The sequence below is a fragment of the uncultured Methanobrevibacter sp. genome (assembly GCF_937906425.1).
GTDB lineage: Archaea > Methanobacteriota > Methanobacteria > Methanobacteriales > Methanobacteriaceae > Methanobrevibacter.
In genome coordinates, this window is sequence record NZ_CALCYR010000238.1 from 1 (window position 1) to 21,300 (window position 21,300).

Genomic DNA, 21,300 nt, shown 5'->3' on the forward strand with positions numbered 1-21,300 from the left:
GAATAGTGTATTCATCACCGTCAACAGTATAGGTAATAGTACCGGAAACAGGAGCGCCAGCACCATCAACAAGACCGACACTAACATCGAAACTATCACCATCAACAATAGTATCAGGAGCAGTAGCGGTTAAAACAGCATCGGCAGAAGCATTTACAACCACATTAATCTCAGCAGCATCAGCAGCATTATAATTATCACCACCAAGGAACTTAGCACTTACAGCATAAGTACCATTGGATAAGCCAGGAACACTAAGCTGACCCTTACCATCCACATCTACAGACACAAGATAATCAACACCATTAATACTTACATTAGCAAGACCGGAAACAGGAGTATCCTCAACACCAGTTACAGTAACATTAAGCACAACATCAGCACCAAACTCAACAGGATTGACATCAGCAACAACAACTACAGTCGGAGTAGCCTTGATTACTTCAAAGGTGTCTTCAGCTGCATCAACAACATAAATGTTCTTGAATTCATCAGTGAATGATTTGACTACAACAGTGTAAGTGCCAACATCAGGCTGACTGTCAATATCAATAGTGAATGTGCCATTTATTGCCTCGGTAGTGAATGCATCATTGTTAATGGTGTATTCCATAGCAATTGGGAATTTGTTAACTCCCCAATCGAAAGTACCGGTTATAGGAATTTCAGCACCATATACATAAGTATCCTCTGCATTAACAGCCACATTTCTAATAATCTTGAATGTAGTTCCAGTAATGGAAGTAGTTCCAGATTGAGTGTAAATGTTAAACATAGCAGCGCTGCCATAGTTGTCTTCGAATAATGAATCGGTTACAGTCAATGTTCCTGCATAGTTCCAGATTCCACCAATCATGCTTCCTTCGTTGTTTACAAATTCAGTGTTGTCAACAGTAGCTTCACCGTTGTAGATGAATAATGCACCATTATAACCTGTAGCCTTGTTGTTTGTGAATGAAGAGTCAGTGACTGTTAATTTACCTTCATCACTGTAAGTGTAGAAGTAAACAGCACCATATTTAGGAGCTTCATTGTTGTCGAACTTAGTTCCATTAATGGTTAAGTCTTTACCCATGAATCTAATAGCTCCAACCACCACACCTTCTGCCTTATTGTTGTTAAAGCTGGAACCGGTTATGGTTAAGCTGTCCTGAGGAGCGTAGAAGTAAATTGCTCCATAGTAAAGTCCTGCTTTGTTGCCATCAAATGTACAATCAGTTATGGTAGAGTCTCCGAATGATTCTGTTTGGAAGAGATGGATTGCTCCACTGTTCTGTGCAGAATCACCATTTAAGAACTTGGTTCCTGTAATATCGAATTGACCACCGGATACATAGATAGCAGCACCTTGAGCATATGCACCGGATGCAAGTTTTACAGAATTAGATTCGAAAACACAGTTTTCAATGTCAATGCTTGCATTTTCAATTTGGATAGCACCGCCTTGAACAGCCTCATTTCTTGCGAAGTAGGAGTTTGTTACTTTAACATAAGCAGCACCTGTTTCGCCGATATCACCGTTTACACCAATAGCAGCACCCCAACGAGCATTGTTGTCTTCAAAGTTACAGTTGTCGAATTCCGCAGTACCTGCAACAAGGACAGCACCGTATACTTTGTCACCTAATTCATAATCAGGGTTGCTGGATGTAAATTTGGTATCTTTCACATTTGCTTCACCAGAAGTGCCTACATAAATAGCAGCACCACCAGTTTCCTCTCCAGCTACATTAGCAGTACGATCAACAATTGAATTTCCACTAAATTCAGCATCGGAAACAGTTAATTTACCAGCAGCAAAGATAGCTCCACCACGAGAATTAGCAACGTTATCATAGAATCCAGCATTACTAATATCTAATGAAGCTCCGTTTGCAAGGTAGATTGCACCACCATAGTCAGCAGAGTTTTCATTGAATTCAACATTATCAAGACTTACATCTCCTGTAGCAATGAATAATGCTCCACCGTATTCAGGATCGTTAAATGTAAAGCTTGTGTCAGTTATAACTGCTTCATTACCATAGAAGTAGATTGCACCACCATATGTAGCAGTGTTGGATTCAAAGTCACAACCGTTTGCATATAATTCACAAACAGGGTTAATTAAAGCTACAGCTCCACCAACATTAGTTGCGTTATTATCTAAGAACCCACAATCGTTAAGAACCAATTCACTACCATAACTACCTGTACCTACACTAATAGCTCCACCAACAGGGGTTGAACTACCAGAGTTAGGATCAACAGCTTGGTTTCTTTCAAATCTGCAATCTGCAATGTTTAAGTATGGAACATCTTCGTTAATATTGATAGCTCCACCTTGCCATGCAAGGTTATCAATGAAATCACAGTTGGAAATGGTAGGCTCATCCTCATCCTCTTCAGCAACATGATAGAATTCAATAGTGATAGCTCCACCTAATACAGCGGAATTGTTTTCAAATCTGCTGTTTTTGATTGATACATATTCAGCACCGGACACATATACAGCACCACAAGTGAAACTGTTCCATAATCCATGTATAGCTTCGTTATTTATGAAATCAGTATTCCAAATATCTAAGCTAGAACCAGGAGCAGAGTAGATTGCAGCACCACCAGCAGCTGGAGCACCAGGAGCCCAAGTACTGCCTTCGGTTACCTTGTTGTCCTTAAATACAGAATCTTTTACAGTCAATTTACCTGCAGAGTAAACAGCACCACCATTATCTTTTACAAGACCATTAGTTAAAACAAGATTCATCAATTCAACTTGAGCATCTTCAGTAATGTAGAAGATTCTAGCACTATCTGCACCACTGACAGAGTAACCGTTACCAATAATGGTTAAATCTTCACTAATCACAACACCATCAACAAAGTCAGCATTATGAGCAAAATCATAGTCTGCATCATAAGCAAAGTCATATTCAAAGTCTAAAACACCATCAGCATTATCGATTTGATATTGCAAGTCAGTGTAAGTTCCTATCTTAGGAGTGACAATTAAGTTGTCATCTGCAGTAATAGTTTCAATATCATAACCGGCAGCAACAGCAGATACTTCAATAGTGTATTCGCCAATTGGCAATTTACCGGTTAAGTTTAATTGACCTTCACCATCATCAATTGCAATATTTTCAAATACTCTCCTATAATTGTTGTCCACACCAGTTACAGTAACATTAGCAAGAGCATCAATATCGCCAATGCTAATGTCAATCAAGATTTCATCAACATCAGTGACTTCATTATCAAAGTCAATTTCAATTTCAACAGGAATTGCTACCACATCAAATTCAAATTCAGCACTTGAAGCAATATAATTGCCTTGTTCTGGAATGCTTACATTCAATACATAAGTTCCAGGAGCTAATACTTGATCAATAGTGATTAATGCTTCACCATTAATATCAGTAGCTTCAATGGTGTAAATCACTTCTTCATCAGATTTAACAGTAATTTTGGCACCAGTAATGGATACGGAATCTCCATTTGCATCAATTAATGCAATGGTAGTTTCAATATCATCAAGGTATGCGAATTTGTCAATGTCAGAAGCAATAATGATTGCAACAGCACTTACTTCAAATGTTTTATCATCAGTACTATTAGATACATAATTATCAAATTCTACAGATTTTGCAGAGTATGTGTAAGTACCTTTGTTTAATCCAGGAACAGCTAAGGTTCCTTCACCATCTTTAACAGCTACAGCATAAGTGTCTTCACCGATAGTTACAATTACAACACCGGTTAATCCGGTTTCTCCATCTTTAAGACTTACTTCAATAATTGCATCTTCACCATAAGCAATATCATCAATGGATACAGTTACATCAGGACTTGCAGTTACTCTGAAAGTGTCATATCCATATGCGGAGTTGTATACATCATTTCCGCCGAATATAGCAAATGCAGTAGAGTTTCTTAAAGCTAAAGTAAAGTCATCAGCAGTTAAGGTAATTAATCCGTTTTCATCAGTAGTGTTTTTACTTACAGCACCGTCAATGATTACATCTAATTCAATACCTTCAATGCCGTCACCGTTTATATCGGTTACGTTTACAGTAATGGAATAGCTGTCATTGCCTACATCTGTATCTTCAGCACTTACAACAATTGTTGGAGTTGCCTTTTCAAACTCGAAGTTAGCTATAGCAACAGTGTTAACTTTGTAAATGTTTTGATAGGTATCTTCTGTAAAGTCCTCAAGTTTTACGGTGTAAAGAGCAGGATTCAAATCTTCAATAGTGTATGTAAATGCAACATTTTGGAAGTCTTCAACTTCAAGATCAGTTTGTGAAACTCCGTTTTTAGTCCAGCTGATTGGGAGGTCAATAGGATAATCGTTTACACCCCAGTAGAATTCACCAGACACAATTACATCATCACCATAAACATATTTATCCTTATCTGTGTTTATAGTAGCAATTGAAATTTCAAATGTGTTTGCTTCAATGTTTAAGTCATCTGCCAATTTGTAGATGTTAAATACAGCAAGGTTATTACCATTATCAGCGAAGTAGGAATTTTTAATGTTTCCTTCAGCACCTAACCAAATGATAGCACCTGCACCACCAGTGTTTGATGTGAAAATGGAATCATCTACAGTACCATTAGCTCCAGCCCAGTAAATAGCATTACCATGAGCACCTGCAGTGTTTTGAGCGAACACAGAACCATTTACACTACCATTATTACCTTCCCAGAAGATTGCACCACCATTTTGTGCAGCTTCGTTAGAAGTGAAAATGTTAGTTCCTTTAATTACACCATCTTTACCATACCAGTGGATTGCACCAGCTTGGCTAGCTTTATTTGAAGTGAATGTGGAATCAATTAAAGTACCTTCTTTAACTCTCCATTCGATAGCTCCACCAAAACCAGCAAGAGCTTCGTTTTCTACAAATTGACATTTGTTTACTTCTACAGTGTAACCGTTTACCCATAGAGCACCAGCAGAACCAGCAAGAGCTTTGTTTCCAGTAAATATGGAATCAGTGATCTTAGCATTATCTGCACCGATGTATACAGCACCGACAGAACTTGCACCTTCGTTAGAAGTGAAGTTTGTTCCACTAATGCTTGCAGTAGCATCTCCAATGTATACAGCACCAGCTGCTGGGAATTCAGAACCTGTTGCAATGTTTGAAGTAAATTCAGAATCTTTAATGTTTACAATAGAACCATCTTCAGCATAGATTGCACCACCATATTGAGCAGTGTTTTTAGTGAATTTTACAGTGTCTACAGTTAAGGTAGCTCCATTAGCAACATAGATAGCTCCACCATAGTCAGCAGAGTTTTCAGTAAATTCAGTGTTTTCTTTTACAATTGTTTCTCCAGCTGAAACATATATTGCTCCACCTTCTTCAGGATCGTTACCTGTGAATTTGGAGTTAGCAATAGTTACCTTAATTGAACTAACAACCAATCCAGTGCCATCAATGTAAATTGCTCCACCTTGATTAGCACTGTTATTAGTGAAAGTAGAATCCTTTAGATTTAATCTGTAACCACTGAAGCCAATTGCACCACCAATAGTAGCAGCAGTGTTGTTAACAAATTCAGTGTTTTCAACATTTAAAATACTACCACGGAAGTATAATGCTCCACCTCTATTACCATTAGCAGTGTTGTTTTCGAAGTAAGAATTGTTTACGGTCATGTTATTTGGTCCAAGATAAACAAGAGCACCATACCATGCACCAGCATAATTGTCTACAAATCTACAATTATCAACAACGGCATTAGCAGTGGAAGTAGGTTGGATGTAAACAACTCCACCATTATACTCAGCACTGTTACTAGTGAAGTTGGAATTTGTAATAGTAGTTTCAGATAGAGATAAAATCGCACCACCACTAGACCAAGTAGAACTAGTAGGATACTCAGTACCAGTTACAGCATTACCAACAAATTCAGAATTATCAACAACTAAAACTCCAAAAGCCTTAATCGCTCCACCTTGATATGCATCATTACCTTCAAATCTTGAATTATTGACAGAAACACTAGTAGCGGCAGAAGTGTAAATAGCCCCACCTACAAGTTCAGCCTCATTATCAATAAACTCACAACCATCAACAGTTAAAGTGAAACCTTCAACATCAATACCAGCACCTTGTCTAGCATAATTACCCTCAAACTTGGAATCCTTAATACTAATAGTACCTGAACCTTCAGCACCAATAGCACCACCCCAACGAGCAGTATTATCAGTGAAAACACAAGTGTCAAAGCTTGCATCAGTAGTTGTGGCAACAGCACCATAAGTACCAACAGTAGGAGCCTTATTATTAGTGAAGTTAGCATTGGAAACAGTTAAAGGAGCAGTAGCATAAATAGCAGCACCACCAGCAGTAGCAACATAACCATTAGCCAAAGTCACATTATTAATAGTAGCAGCAGCAGTAACATTAAAGATCCTAGCTTGCTCATTACCACTAATAGTGTATCCTTTACCATCAATAGTTAAAGTACCATTAATCTTTATACCATTAACAAGTTCAGAATCAACAGCTGCATTGTAAGTAATGTTGGAAGTTAATTCAATTGAAGAAACACCATTTTCAATAGCAGCATCAATTAATGATTGTAAGTAAGTGTAAGTTCCAGAGATAGATTTAACAGTACCATTAGTAACATCTAAATTATTTAATGTCACATAAGTAACATTTACAGGGTAGACTCCACCAGCAGGAAGAGCATAGGAAGCACGGTATACACCATTATTATAAACAGCAGGAACAACCTCATCATTAATGGTGAAACTAAATTCAGCATCCTCAATAACATTACCCATATCATCAGTCACAACAGCATATAAATCAGCATTTAAATCATTAATGGTTTTGACTTCACCATCCAATACAGTCACTTTAACAGTTGAAACAACAGCAGAATCAGGCCAATCATCAACATGCCTAATAAGAATCTCAGCAGCATCGCCAGCAATCTCATTACCAGATAACTCTAAAGTACCGGAACCTAAAGTAATAGCATTAGGCTTACCATTAACAAGGTTGTTTTCAAAGTAAGAATCACTTACAGACATGGTGCCTGAACCAAGATAGACAAGAGCACCATACCAGGAACCAGCAGAGTTATCAGTAAAGTTACAATTATCAACAACAGCATTAGCAGCAGCAGGTTGGATGTAAACAGCTCCACCATTATACTCAGCACTGTTGGAAGTGAAGTTGGAATTTGTAATAGTAGTTGCAGATTCAGATAAAATCGCACCACCACTAGACCAAGTTCTCTTAACCGGAACCTCAGTACCTTGAACCTTATTATCAGTGAAAACAGAATTATCAACAGTTAAAGAAGCAACACTCTGAGCAAAAATAGCTCCACCTTGGTAAGCGAAGTTATTTTCAAACTTAGAGTTGTTTATCAGTACAACAGCACTTTTATCTGCAGACCAAACCATGACAGCTCCACCTAATAAAGCAGAGTTACCAGTGAAAATACAATTATCAATAGTCACTTCAGAACCAATGGAACCAATAGCTCCACCTTGAATATTATCTAATAAACCGTAATTCTGAATATTATTAGTGAAGTTGGAATTAAGAACAGTCAATTTTGAACCAGTGCCCGCATAAATAGCTCCACCATCACACTCAATAGAAGTAGAACGTGTAGTAATATCATTATTCTCAAATGCACAATTATCAATAGTCAAATCACTAGTAGAGTAAATAGCACCACCACAACCTGAAGTACTGCCATCAACCAATTTAGTATCATTAATAATGGCTTTAGCAGTCACATAAAAGATTCTAGCAGAATCAGCACCACTAATAGTGTGTCCTTTACCATCAATAGTTAAAGTCTTATTAATCTTCATACCGCCAACAAGAGCAGAATCAAATTCAGCAATGTAATTATAATCGCCATCTAATTCAATGACTGCTCCATCTTCAGCAGCATCAATTATGCTTTGAAGATCAACGAAAGATCTGGATATGATAATTACAGAAGTATTGACTACCTCAACATCATAATCAAGATTAATCAAGTAAGTACCTATCGCAGTAGGAGCGAAAGTACCAGTGTAGACGCCATCTGCATAAGTAGCAGGGACAGTAATTTCAAGATCATCATTGCTTAAAACAAAGTTGAAGTTTGCATCTCTAATTACATTACCATTATCATCAGTTAAGGTTGCAGTAATCTCAAAGCCAGCCATATGCCAATTGTAAGTGTCATTATCCAAGATTTTAGCTTTCACAGTTGAAACAATTTTTGCATTGGATTCGAGACAAATAGGTACGCCAGCACTGTTAATATCATTATTTTCCAAACTCAATTCACCTTTAATTGCATAAATAGCATAATTAGATTGAGTATCGAAATTGGAATTTTTAACAGATACATTTGCATTGTCCATTACATAGACTTCATATTTACTGCTTGAATAAGCATTTGTGAAGTTTGAATCTGAAATATTCATATCACCGGTACTTATTATAAGGATTACACCATAGCCATAAGTATCATAGTTATCAGTGAAGTTTGCATTAATGTCTGCACTAGCTTTTCCTAAAGTATAAATAGCTCCACCATAAGTAGCAGAATTCTCTTTAAAGACAGAATCAGATACTGTCAATTCTGAATTTCCACTAGCAAGGATAGCTCCAGCAGCAATAGCAGAGTTGGATTCAAATGTGCTTCCAGTAATAGTAACATCTGAGTTTTCTAAACCGATTGCACCACCTTGGGTAGCATGGCTGTTTTTAACAGTGACATTGTCCAATCTACCTTCACTGCCTCCAATAACTTGTATAGCACCTCCACCAGCAGCGTAACCGGCAGAACCTTCACCACTTGCCTTGTTGTTAGCATCAAAGATTGAATCGGAAATATCAAACTCGGCACCATTTACATAGATAGCACCACCAGTATAAGCAACATTAGAAGTAAAGTTGGATCCGGAAATAGTCAATTTGGAAACAGCTCCATCACTAGTGGTTACTGCAGTAATGGCACCACCATAAATACCAGTATTGTTTTCAAATACAGAATTAGTAATATTGGTAGTGGAATCATGGAGGTTTAAAACACCATTGATTAAATCACCATTAGATCTGTTAAGAGTCTTATTACCATTATTGGTTATTTTGGAACCGGCAATGGTTAAAGTAGAAGCTGATTCTACATAAATAGCCGCACCACCAGTATCATTGTTAGTACTGTGGTCAGTAGCATCATTGGAATCTAAAACACAGTTAGTAAGACTTACAGTTGCAGCAGTAGCATAAATAGCTCCACCACTGTATGTAGCAGTGTTTTCAGTAAATGTTACACCATTAGCAACTAAAGTAGCACCAGAGCCAACATAAACACCAGCACCATCATCAGATTTACCGTTAGCAATAGTTAAATCTTTTAATATTAAAGTTCCGCTAGTTACTTTAAAGAGTCTTGCTAAGTCACTACCATTAATAGTATTTCCCTTACCATTAATAGTAAAGTCTTGTGAGATAACAATTCCGTCAATAATTTCGGAATCATAATCTGCAATATATGCGAAATCGAAGTCTAAATCAATACTGTTCTGACTATCAGCAATTGCAGCTTCAATTAAGTTCTTCAAGTCAGTTAAAGAACTTACAACATTATAAGTAGCAGTTGTAACCTCTTCAGCTTCATAATCAAGGGTTACTACATAAGTACCTGGTGCAGTGAAATTATATTTTGCACGATACAATGGATTAGCATAGAATGTGGCAGGAACCTCAGCCACCACTTCACCATCTTTAGTAATTACATATTTGAAACTTTTATCGTAAATTACATTACCCTTATCATCAGTTAAAATAGAATCTATTGTTTGAGTACCTAAATGGACATTATATGTACTACCTTCAGAAATAACTGCTATAACAGTTGAAACAATCTCAGAATCTCCTGTAGCGAAAATAGGATATGCTCTAGGAGAATCAATTACATTATTTTCTAAACTTAAAGTACCATCTTCTGCATAAATAACAGTACCGTCTTTATTGCTTGTAAATGTTGAATCTTTAATAGATACACTAGCATCATTTTCTACATCTATAGCAATAACATTTTTATCATCAAGATCGGATACAAAATTGGAATCCTCTATTTCCACATCACCAGTACCATATACAGTTACTACACCCCAATTATAAGTAAAAGAGTTATTTGTGAAATTAGAACTTTCAATATCAGCAGAACTAGTTCCAAAAGTAACAATAGCAGCTGCAGCAGCTGTATTTTCAGTGAAGTTTGAGTTGGAAACACTTAAGGTAGTATCACCCTCAGCACATATTGCTCCACCCCAAGCACCAGCATCATTACTGGAGAAAGTAGAATCAGAAATTTCCAATTCACAAGTACCAAGGGAGAAAATAGCTCCACCACTTTGACTTACACCATTATTTTCAAAAGTGCTTCCGGTAATAGTGACATCTGAGTCTTCTAAACCGATTGCACCACCTTGGGTAGCATGGCTGTTTTTAACAGTAACATTGTCCAATGAACCTTCACTGCCTCCAATAACTTGTATAGCACCTCCACCGGAAGTGTAACCGGTAGAACCTTCACCACTTGCCTTGTTGTTAGCATCAAAGATTGAATCGGAAATAGCAAACTCGGTATCAGCTACATAGACAGCACCACCAGTATAAGCAGCATTAGCAGTGAAGTTGGATCCGGAAATAGTTAACTTGGAAACACCTTCATCACTAGTGGTTTCTGCAGTAATGGCACCACCATAAATACCTGTATTGTTTTCAAATACAGAATCAGTAATAGTGGTAGTGGAATCATGGAGGTTTAAAACACCATTGATTAAATCACCATTAGATCTGTTAAGAGTCTTATTACCATTATTGGTTATTTTGGAACCGGCAATGGTTAAAGTAGAAGCTGATTCTACATAAATAGCCGCACCACCAGTATCATTGTTAGTACTGTGGTCAGTAGCATCATTGGAATCTAAAACACAGTTAGTAAGACTTACAGTTGCAGCAGTAGCATAAATAGCTCCACCACTGTATGTAGCAGTGTTTTCAGTAAATGTTACACCATCAGCAACTAAAGAAGCACCAGAGTCAACATAAACACCAGCACCATCAGCAGCAGCACCATTGGTTAATTTTACATTCTTAATCTCGAAGGAAGTAGGAGTATCACCTGTATTTACAACTAAAAAGATTCTTGCTTGATCATTACCGCTTATGGTATTATTATTACCAATAATAATGACAGAACTATTAATTAATACACCATCTTCAAATGTTACGTCATCATAATCAGGATCATATGCGAAATCATAATCAGGTAATATTAAGTTTCCTTGACAATTATCAATTCTGTATTGCAAGTCAGTAAATGTTCCTTCTTTAGGAGTTACGACCAATTCATATAATTGTTCAACACCGTTATAATTATCATTACCTCCCCAGGAAGCATTAATCACATAAGTGCCAGCAGCCAAATCACTAACAGTCAAACTGCCAACACCACTGCTGATATTAACAGCAACAGGGTCCCTATCACCAACAGTCACATAGAATTTAGAAGTACCAGTAGCAGCTGCAGAAATAGCAGGAGCACCTTCCTTACCAATTAAATTAATATTAATTACCACATCATTAGGATTGGAAACATTATTATAAGTAACTTCCAAAGTAGGATCAACTTTAATCTTATTAATAGTTATTGACTTAAGATCAGTACTTTGATTGTACTTAGGGAAACATTTTTGTATAGTAGAACTCTCTGGCATAAGCAAACCAGAAGCAGTTATAGCAGGATCCGCTTCAAATAACCCAGTTTCATTATTAAAAGTTACTGTAAATCGACCACTTATAAATCCATCATACCTAATATAGAAAGTAGTAAGATTAGTTAAAATAGGATTACCTGCATCATCAGTAAATTTTACATATACATGGTAAGTATCATAATATTCAACATCCACACTTTCAGGAGTTTGGTCATTTACAGTCACAATTACCTTAGAATTAATAGTACCTGCAGAGTAAATACCAGAAGCATCGTCACTTATTGTATTACCGCTTAAAGTCAATGTACCATTATTATAAATAGCAGTACCATTATCAGCTTCATTGCCAGAGAAAGCAGAACCAGTAACGGAAGCATCCGAACCACCAATATAAACAGCTCCACCTATATTAGCAGCATTATCGGTGAAATTGGAATCCGCAATTCCAATATTATGACCATTATAAAATACAGCTCCACCCTTATAGGCAGCACTGTTATCAGTGAAATTAGCGGAAATAGAAGCGGTTACACCTTGTTTAAGACCTATGCTGATAGCACCACCAGCAGCACCTTCACCAGTAGCATTGTTTCCAGTAAAGGTAGAATCGGTTACTGCAAAAGAACCGTTACCACCAGCAGCAATAGCACCACCAGCACCATAATAACCACTACTGCCCGGACCAATAACTACATTGTTAGTGAAAGTAGAACCAGAAATAGTGGTAGCAACACCCTCAATGTCAATAGCACCACCGTTGTATGCTTTGTTATTGTTGAAAGTAGTTCCGGAAACACTTAAAGTTTGAGTTCCATCACCGCCTGCATATATTGCACCACCATAAATACCTGTGTTGTTTTCAAATAAACCATTAGTAATGGTTGCATTTGAATTTAATAAAGTAACAACCGCATTTACTAAATCATTAGTACGGTCGAGTGTTCTTCTACCATTGTTGGTAACATTAGTGTTTATCAAAGTTACTTGAGCGTTTTTAGCCCAGATAGCAGCTCCACCAGTATCATTGTTAGTGCTTACATCAGTTACATCATTGTTATCTATCAATGAATCAGTAAGTTTGATTTCTCCACCTTCAGTGTAGATTGCTCCACCGCTGTAGGTAGCAGTGTTGTCTTTAAATGTGGTTGCAGTTGCATCTAATTTAGCACCGGATTCAACATAAACAGCAGCCCCATCACCAGCAACACCGTTAGAAATAGTTAAATTATTTAAAGTTAAAGTTCCGCCAGTTACATTAAAGAGTCTAACTTCCCTATTACCATTAATAGAGTATCCATTACCATTAAGAGTAATGTCCTTATTAATTTCAATACCATTAACAAGAGCACTGTCAAAGTCTTCAAGGTAAGCATAATCGCCATCTAAATCCAAAGTACCGTTTGTATTTGAAGCAATAAGATTTGCTAAATCAGTTAAAGATCTGGATATGACAATTACAGAAGTATTGACTTCCTCAGCAGGATAATCTAAACTAATCAAGTAAGTGCCTGTCACATCAGGAGTGAAAGTAGCAGTGTAGACACCATTTGCATAAGCTGCAGGAAGAGTAATAGGATTTTCAAGAGCATCGCTGCTTAAAACAAACTTGAAGTTTCCATCATAAATTATATTACCTGCATCGTCAGTTAAGGTTGCACTAAGCACATGGCTAGCCATATTCCAATGATAAGTGTCGTTATCCAAGATTTTAGCTTTTACAGTTGAAACAATTTTTGCCTGATAATAAGCATAAACAGGTATGGCTGAAGAACTCATCTCATTATTTTCCAAACTTAAATTACCGTACCCTGCACAAATAGCATAATTAAATTTGGTATCGAATTTGGAATTTTTAACAGAAACATCTGAATCAGCCACTACAGCCACTTCAGCAGCCCAAGAACCAGTATGAGTATTAGTGAAGTTAGAATCTGAAATATTCACATCACCAGTACCATATACTAATACTACACCATAATCCGCTCCATCATAGTTGTCAGTGAAGTTTGCATTAATGTCTGCAGCAGCTGTGCCATAAGTATAAATAGCTCCACCATATCGAGCAAAATTTTCTTTAAAGACAGAATCGGATACTTGCAATTCTGAATTTCCGCTAGCAAAGATAACTCCACCAGAATAAGCAGTGTTGGAATCAAATGTGCTTTCACTAATAGAAGCATTTGAGCTTTGTAAGCCTATTGCACCACCTGCACCATTTGATTCAGCGATACTGTGTTTAACTGTGATATTGGTAATACTGCCTTGACTGCTGTTAAGGATTTGAATAGCTCCTCCACCAGCACCATAACCTTCACTGCCAGTACCTGAAACTTTATTGGAATCAAATACAGAATGTGAAATAAGGAATTCAGTACTTGATATATAGACAGCACCACCAGTATAAGCAGCATTAGAAGTAAAGTTAGAACCGATAATATTTATTAGAGAAGTGTAATCAGCACTAGTGCGGTATGTAGTAATGGCACCACCATAAATACCGGTATTGTTTTCAAATACAGAACCGGTAATAGCGGCTTTTGAATCAGCGAAAGTTAAAGCACCATCAATAAGATCACCGTTAGTACGTGAAATAGTATTATCAGCATTGTTGGTAATATTAGAATCAGAAATGCTTACATTAGAATTAACAGCATAAAGAGCGGCTCCGCCATTAAATGCAGTAGTAACATTAGTAATCATATTAGAATCTAAAACACAATCACTAAGCTGGACAGTAGAATCAATAGCATAAATAGCACCGCCTCTATCGACAGCAGTGTTTCCAGCAAATTCACAATTGTCAAACTCAACATCACTTGCGTTTCTAACACTTATTGCACCACCAAGTATTGCAGAGTTTTCAGTAAATACACTGTCAGATAAATCCACAGTTCCTTCGGAGTGGATAGCTCCTCCACGGTAGATAGCAACATTGTTAGTAAAATCACTGTCTCCGGATATATTACCCTTTGCAGTGTTATAGATTGCTCCACCGTTGTCTGCAGAATTGTCTGTAAATTTACAATCTTTAAGAACAAGATTTCCATCATTATAAATGGCTCCTCCGTAGCCAGCATTACCATTTGTAAATACGATATCGAGGAAAACAACATTGCAACCACTTGAAATATTGAATATCCTTGCAATGTCATTTCCGCTAATTGTGGTTCTTCCACCACCATTAATGGTAATGTCCTTGTCAATGGTTATACCATATTTATAATCAGCATCTAATGTGCTGTCATATGCATAATCGCCATTTAATGACAAATAACTACGGGCATTATTAATATTATTGGCCAGATTAGTAAAAGAGCTGGTTTCTGAATCAGCTAAGAGATTTGAAGAAAGAACCGCCTTACTATTCTTGCCAGAATCACCTGAATCGCCAGTAGTATTGACAATGATGTCATCAGATTCATATGACACATCGTCATTTGTTTGTCCATTATCAATTGTTTGAATCTCATTAACAACTGCACTTGCATCAGCATCGTCTGCAGAGACGTCTACGTCTTCAGCAGCACTTACTGCACTAAGTGCAAGTATGGAAATAAGCACAATTGATATTAATATACTTATTTTTTCATATTTCAAAAAAATCACTTCCAAAAAGCATACATTAAGATTAATTATATAATTTTTCAAAAGCATAAACAAATAAGATCTTTAGTGAAAATAAAATTATTAGGATTGAATATTTTGCTATTTAAAAGAAATTAGATTCTTTAATTTAAAAGAAAGTTAATTAAATATTTTTCTTTATTTTAGAAGAAAGTAAAATAATTATTAAATTCTTATTTAAAAGAAAATAAATAATTAAATTCTAAAAAGAAACTAAAATAATCATTAATTTCTTAATTTTAAAAGAAAATAAATTATTAAATTCAAAAAGAAAATAATAAAAATCCTTTAAAAGAAACTAAGGTTTTAAAACTTAGTTTTCTTAATAAAAAACTAAAAAAACATTAATTTTATTAATGATCTACTCTGATTAGTTTTTTATTTTAAAAAAACCAAGAAAAATTATTTGCACCAAGTTCACAAAACAATTTGCTTAATGCCAATAATTTTAACAAAAGCCCCCTAAAATTTTACACTGAAAGTTCCTATTTTAAGTTTTCAATCAACCTTTTTTTATCCAGAAAATAATAATCCTTTAAATTAGTAAAAAAGATAATGTACATCTACATGTCTTGAATGATTTTTACCATTTTAGACAATTTTGTATTTTTTATCTTTTTTTGTAAATATGATTAATTCCAAAAGAATTAAATTAAGCCAATCATTGAAAACAATTAACTTAATTTAAAACTCCTAGAATCATATTTAAAAAATTATATTTTCTGGACTTACAGTACACCCCTTTTTATTTTTTTTAAAACTAAAAACTATTTTGAAAAATATTAAACCGTAATCAGATTAACTATGTTAAGTAATTATCAATCGAATATTATGCTAAATAATTAATAGTATTATTATATATTTCTACAATAGTATATAAAGATTGATAAATTAATCTAGGACCAAAATATAATTTTATTCAGTTTTAAAGGCTATAAGCAATACAAAATATAGGACATTGTAAAAAAATATAAATAAAGTTCATAATTAAAAAAACAATAGGCTAAAAAAGGAATACTGAAAAATAAAAGACATAACATAGGATTAGGATAATTTTGTTAATAAGAATTAAAACAATTTAATTAAAATAAAACTAATAAAATAAAGGCAAATTAACAAAATAAACAATAAACTATACCCTTTTTAATTTTAAATCAATCAAATGCAAAATAATAAGTTTTTTAATTAAACAAAAGATAAAAATTAATTAAAAAAAAATATTCATTTGTCTAAAGATTTATTTCAGATAATAAATTCTCAATTTAAATGGAAGGTTTATAGAATAAGAGAAATAAAAATGGCTTAATTTAAATAGAAGGTTTATAGAATAAGAGAAATAAAAATGGCTTAATTATGAAAAAAGTTTTCAATAATTAAAAAAAAACAAAAAAAGCATAACTAAGAAAATTACTAAAAACAAAAACAAAACAAAAGTATAACTTACAAAATCACTAAAACAAAAACAAAACAAAAGTATAACTTACAAAAATACTAAAACAAAAACAAAACAAAACTATAACTTACAAAATCACAAAAACAAAAACAAAACAAAAGTATAACTTACAAATAGAATGCTTTAGTGTTTTCTCTATTATAATCATCGATTGATATGAACCGAATCCCTTGTACATGTTTTTATATTACCATTATTTAAATCATATTCCATCATATTATGATTACCGTAAATATATACAAAATTATCTTTTTTAATCAAACTGTTAATTAGAATTTCACCAAAAAAGTTTTCTTCAATAATCTCAAATTGATTATTATCAACATGCAATGAATTATATTAATTTTACTACTTTTAAATTAAAAATAGAGCTGAAAAAATTCGTGACTCAAAAACAAGTGAAAATTCAAATCACACAAGTTTGAAAGAGACAGGATAATAATTACATTCATATATTTTCATCAATAAAATTTTAAAAAAGGAGGTGAAAACACATGGAGAAAAAAACTTTAGCCATTATTGGCGGTATTGCTGCAATTATAATTATTATTGTCCTATTGCTCTTTACCGGAATAATCCATAACGGGTCATTTGCAATGGCAGGTACAACCTACGGACCTGGAACATACCTTATAGGCACCGACCTTCCAGAAGGGTCATATGATTTTGAAAGTCCATATAGTATTGAAGGAGGTGCAACATTCCATGCTTCTTCAGATGGTTTTTTGTCAATTTCCAATCAGGACGTTCAGCTCAAGTCCGGATGTGTTGTAACTGTGGAAGAAGGGGGCAGTCTGACATATAAGTGATAAAAATAAATAATTTTATTTTATTTTTCTTTATTTTTTAAAAAAATATTTTTTAAGGGTTCACACCGAAACCCTAATTTCTGATTTTCAATCATAAAAAGTTTTCCTTAAAACTTGCTTTCAAGTCACACCTGAGTTTTTCAGAGTAATTTTCACTGTCTACGGTTACCATAGCAATCTCATATAAAACCTTGTTTAATGATTTGCCCTTTTTAGTTAATTTGTAGAAATCACATTATGCATTAGTTTTTAGTAAAATCTGTTTTAGTTAACGTAAACAGCCTATAGGGATTACTTTTACTCCGTCTTCTCTTGTATAAGCAAATTTGCCTCCAGTAATCACTGCCAAAAATTTTGGCTCTTTTATATTCTTTTCAATTAGCAAATTCTTTAATTTTAATAAATTTTCAGCTCCTTTTTCTATTTCATCACTGCCTAATTTAAATTCATATATAAATAATTGGGCAACTTTACAGAAAATCATATGACTACTTTACATTAAATAATTGGGCAACTTTACAGAAAATCATATGACTACTTTACATTAAATTATTGGGCAAGTTTGCAGAAAATCATATGACTACTTTGTAAGAATTAAATTAATTTTTTCTGTTCATCAAAAACTTGGCTCTGAAATTTCTTTTACAAATCAGCCTCATTAACATCCCCAATCAGCAAGGGCGAATAGGATTATGCAACCTTTGGTTCTTTTTAACCAGCTTCATTTGCTGTTGGCATAGCAATGATGAAATTATCTACTACCTTTTGTTCGAGCTTGTTTCATAATTAATAAGCAAACAAGTTTCATCAGTTGACAAGCAAATTTATCACTTCATTCATTTGAAGTTGAAATTTATTCTTCATTTATTTATAGTACTTCATTTATTTGAAGTAATAGTTTTAACTACATCTAAATGAAGTACTTCAAATTGTTAAAGTATATATTTTATGAAATATATAATTAGTATCAGGTGTTTAAAATGAGTATTGTACCCTTACATATTCCAATAAATGAAATTGATAAATATTTTTACAACAGAAAAGAAGACATTAAAAAAATAGAATACTACTTAAACTCTTTAGAATTGGGAATTTCTCAATCATTACTTATCAGAGGTGTAAGAGGAGTGGGAAAAACCTTTTTACTTCAAAAAATAAAACAGGACTCAAAAGAAAATTTCATAGTTTCCTATGTTGATGTTTCAAGAATTGTCGGCAAGGACGATACTCAATTAACAGCACAGTCCCTTTTATTGGAATTATTGGATGAGATGAACAATTCAATTTATGACAGGCTAAATGACAATAACAAAATAACTTTTCTTTTGAAAAATTTAATTGACAAATTAAAACTTAAAGATTACAGTTTTTCAAAAGGAACACATATCGCAGAAATACCTATACCCGCAACAGAGGACAACTATAAAAAAATAAGCAAATTCGTAATGGAATATCCTCAAAAAGTTGTAGAAAGCATTGACGGTATCGATGGATTTATAATAATCCTTGATGAATTTCAAATGCTTAAAAAATTAAGAAAACCTGAAGATTTCTTCTGGATGCTGAGAAGCTACAGTCAATTTCAATCAAATGTAAGTTATGTAATGACTGGATCAGTTTCACAAACATCAGACATGATAGAAATCTTAAACGGTGCAACCGGCGCATTTGGAGGAAGGATGATACAAATAAATATAGATCCATTTACAAAACAGGAAACCGAATCTTATTTTAAAGAAAGATTTCCTGAAATAGAATTCACACAAGAAGGATTTAACCGCTTTTACGAATACACAAAAGGAATTCCAATGTACATTAACAGTTTTTACAATGCACTATCATCCCATGAAACTTATGACGAAGACTTAATAGATTACATCTTCCTCAACAATATGGATCAGATTCTTGTAATGTGGATTAGAATATGGGGTGCCTTAAATAATTACGAAAAGAATATAATCTGCACAATGTTAAATCAGAAACACATTACCTGGTCTGAGTTAGAAAAAAGTTTGAATATGGCTCCAGCCACATTAAACAAGTATATTAAAACATTACAGGATAAAGGAATAATAAACTATTATGATGGAAAATATTCTCTTGAAGATTTAATGCTTCAAACCTGGCTGAATCATGAAAAAGAGCGAACTGGAGTTTATCCTTATTAAAGAAGTATTAAATGATTATTTATCATCAAAACATTAATTTATGATAAAGTTAAATTAATTTTTGTTGAAAGTCGATACAGCTAGGTTCACTGACCTCTTTTACAGCATCCCTTCTTTAACTTCCCAATCAGCAATGGCAATCCCGATTATGCAATTTCCGATTCCTTTTAACCAAGTTCATATTGGCCTTTGCATACTAACATTATATTATCCCCTATCTCAATTAAATTTCATCATCCAATAAGAAATCTAAAATATTCATATGTTTTATTCCATCTCTTGACATGTCAAATTCATCTGTTGATATGACATACTTAGGATAATTGTCCTTAACCATGAGCAATGGCCTGAATTCCCTTTCAATTGTGTCATCATGAGACAGTTCCCTTGTCACTTGAACATATATTTTTTCGCCCATCTTTTTGCAGACAAAATCAATCTCATACTTTCCAACACAACCTATGGTTACTTCATATCCTCTTCTTAAAAGTTCAAAATAGACAATATTTTCGATTATTCTACTGTTGTTAACCTGATTTCGTCCAATGCGAACCTGGTTGAAACCCTGATCAACGCAATAATATTTTTCATTGATAGATAATATTTTTTTGCCTTCTAAATCTTCCCTTTGCACCTTATACAACAAACATGCATTTGTTAGATATTCCAGGTAGTTGTATATTGTTTTTGGTGAAACCTTGATCTTTTCCTTTTTTCGAAGGTAATCAGAAATGCTTTTTGAAGAAACTATTTTTCCAGTGTTATCCAGTATAAAATCAACTATTCTTGTAAGCAGACCTGCATCTCGGATATTATATCTCTCGATTATGTCCTTTAGGAATATTGAGTTGAAAATATCATTCAAATATTCAGTTTTATCGATTTCAGATTCAAGAGACAATAAAAATGGAAATCCTCCATATGTCAAATAATCAGTGAATGCATTTTTATTTGGAGCCGTTTTCTTATAGTCCAAATACTCCTTAAATGAGAAGGTATACATTTTGATTTCCATATATCTGCCTGCAAGATGAGTTGCAAGTTCACCGGATAATAATTTTGAATTGGAACCGGTCAGGTAGATGTCACAGTCATAATCCACTCGAAAGCTGTTGATTGACTTTTCCCACCCGTCAACATTTTGAATCTCATCAAAGAACATGTAGATTTTACCATTAATGTCTTTTGTCAAATCCCCTACAAGCAAATCCAATTCACGGGGATTTGATACATTCCTGTATTTAGCACTTTCAAAATTGATAAGAAGGATATTTTCCTTATCAATTCCTCTTTTAAGCAGTTCTTCTATTATTAAATTAAACATGTAAGACTTGCCGCATCGCCTTACACCAACTATAATCTTAATGATATCCTTATCGATTAATGAAGAAATCCTATTCAAATATAAATCTCTCTTGACCATGATTATACTTATGAAATCATTAACATATAAGAGATCGGAAGAGCACACGTCTGAACTCCAGTCACGATCAG

Annotated in this window: 4 protein-coding genes and 1 pseudogene; 2 read left to right on the forward strand and 3 right to left on the reverse strand. The window is 34.2% G+C overall.

What is annotated here, in order from left to right; genetic code table 11:
• A partial coding sequence (locus Q0138_RS06895; protein WP_297982498.1) for a right-handed parallel beta-helix repeat-containing protein occupies positions 1–15,349 on the reverse strand: 15,349 nt, incomplete at its 3' end.
• A 1,974-nt stretch (positions 15,350–17,323) separates the two neighbouring features.
• Between Q0138_RS06895 and Q0138_RS06900 the strand changes: the two genes are divergently transcribed.
• Entirely contained in the window at positions 17,324–17,638 is a 315-nt protein-coding gene (locus Q0138_RS06900; RefSeq protein ID WP_297982501.1) for a hypothetical protein, read from the forward strand.
• Positions 17,639–17,906: 268 nt separating this feature from the next.
• On the opposite strand, the pseudogene Q0138_RS06905 reads toward Q0138_RS06900, so the two are convergent.
• Positions 17,907–18,092, reverse strand: a pseudogene (locus Q0138_RS06905) (AAA family ATPase); the annotation flags it as partial.
• Between the two features lie 526 nt (positions 18,093–18,618).
• Here Q0138_RS06905 and Q0138_RS06910 point away from each other — a divergent pair.
• Positions 18,619–19,806 (forward strand): ATP-binding protein, encoded by a 1,188-nt coding sequence (locus Q0138_RS06910; protein ID WP_297982503.1) that lies wholly within the window; start codon positions 18,619–18,621, stop codon positions 19,804–19,806.
• A gap of 223 nt (positions 19,807–20,029) precedes the next feature.
• Here Q0138_RS06910 and Q0138_RS06915 read toward each other — a convergent pair whose 3' ends face one another.
• Positions 20,030–21,229 carry an ATP-binding protein gene (locus tag Q0138_RS06915; protein ID WP_297982506.1) on the reverse strand — a complete coding sequence of 400 codons (1,200 nt, stop codon included), beginning with the start codon at positions 21,227–21,229 and terminating at the stop codon, positions 20,030–20,032.
• Positions 21,230–21,300 lie beyond the last annotated feature (71 nt).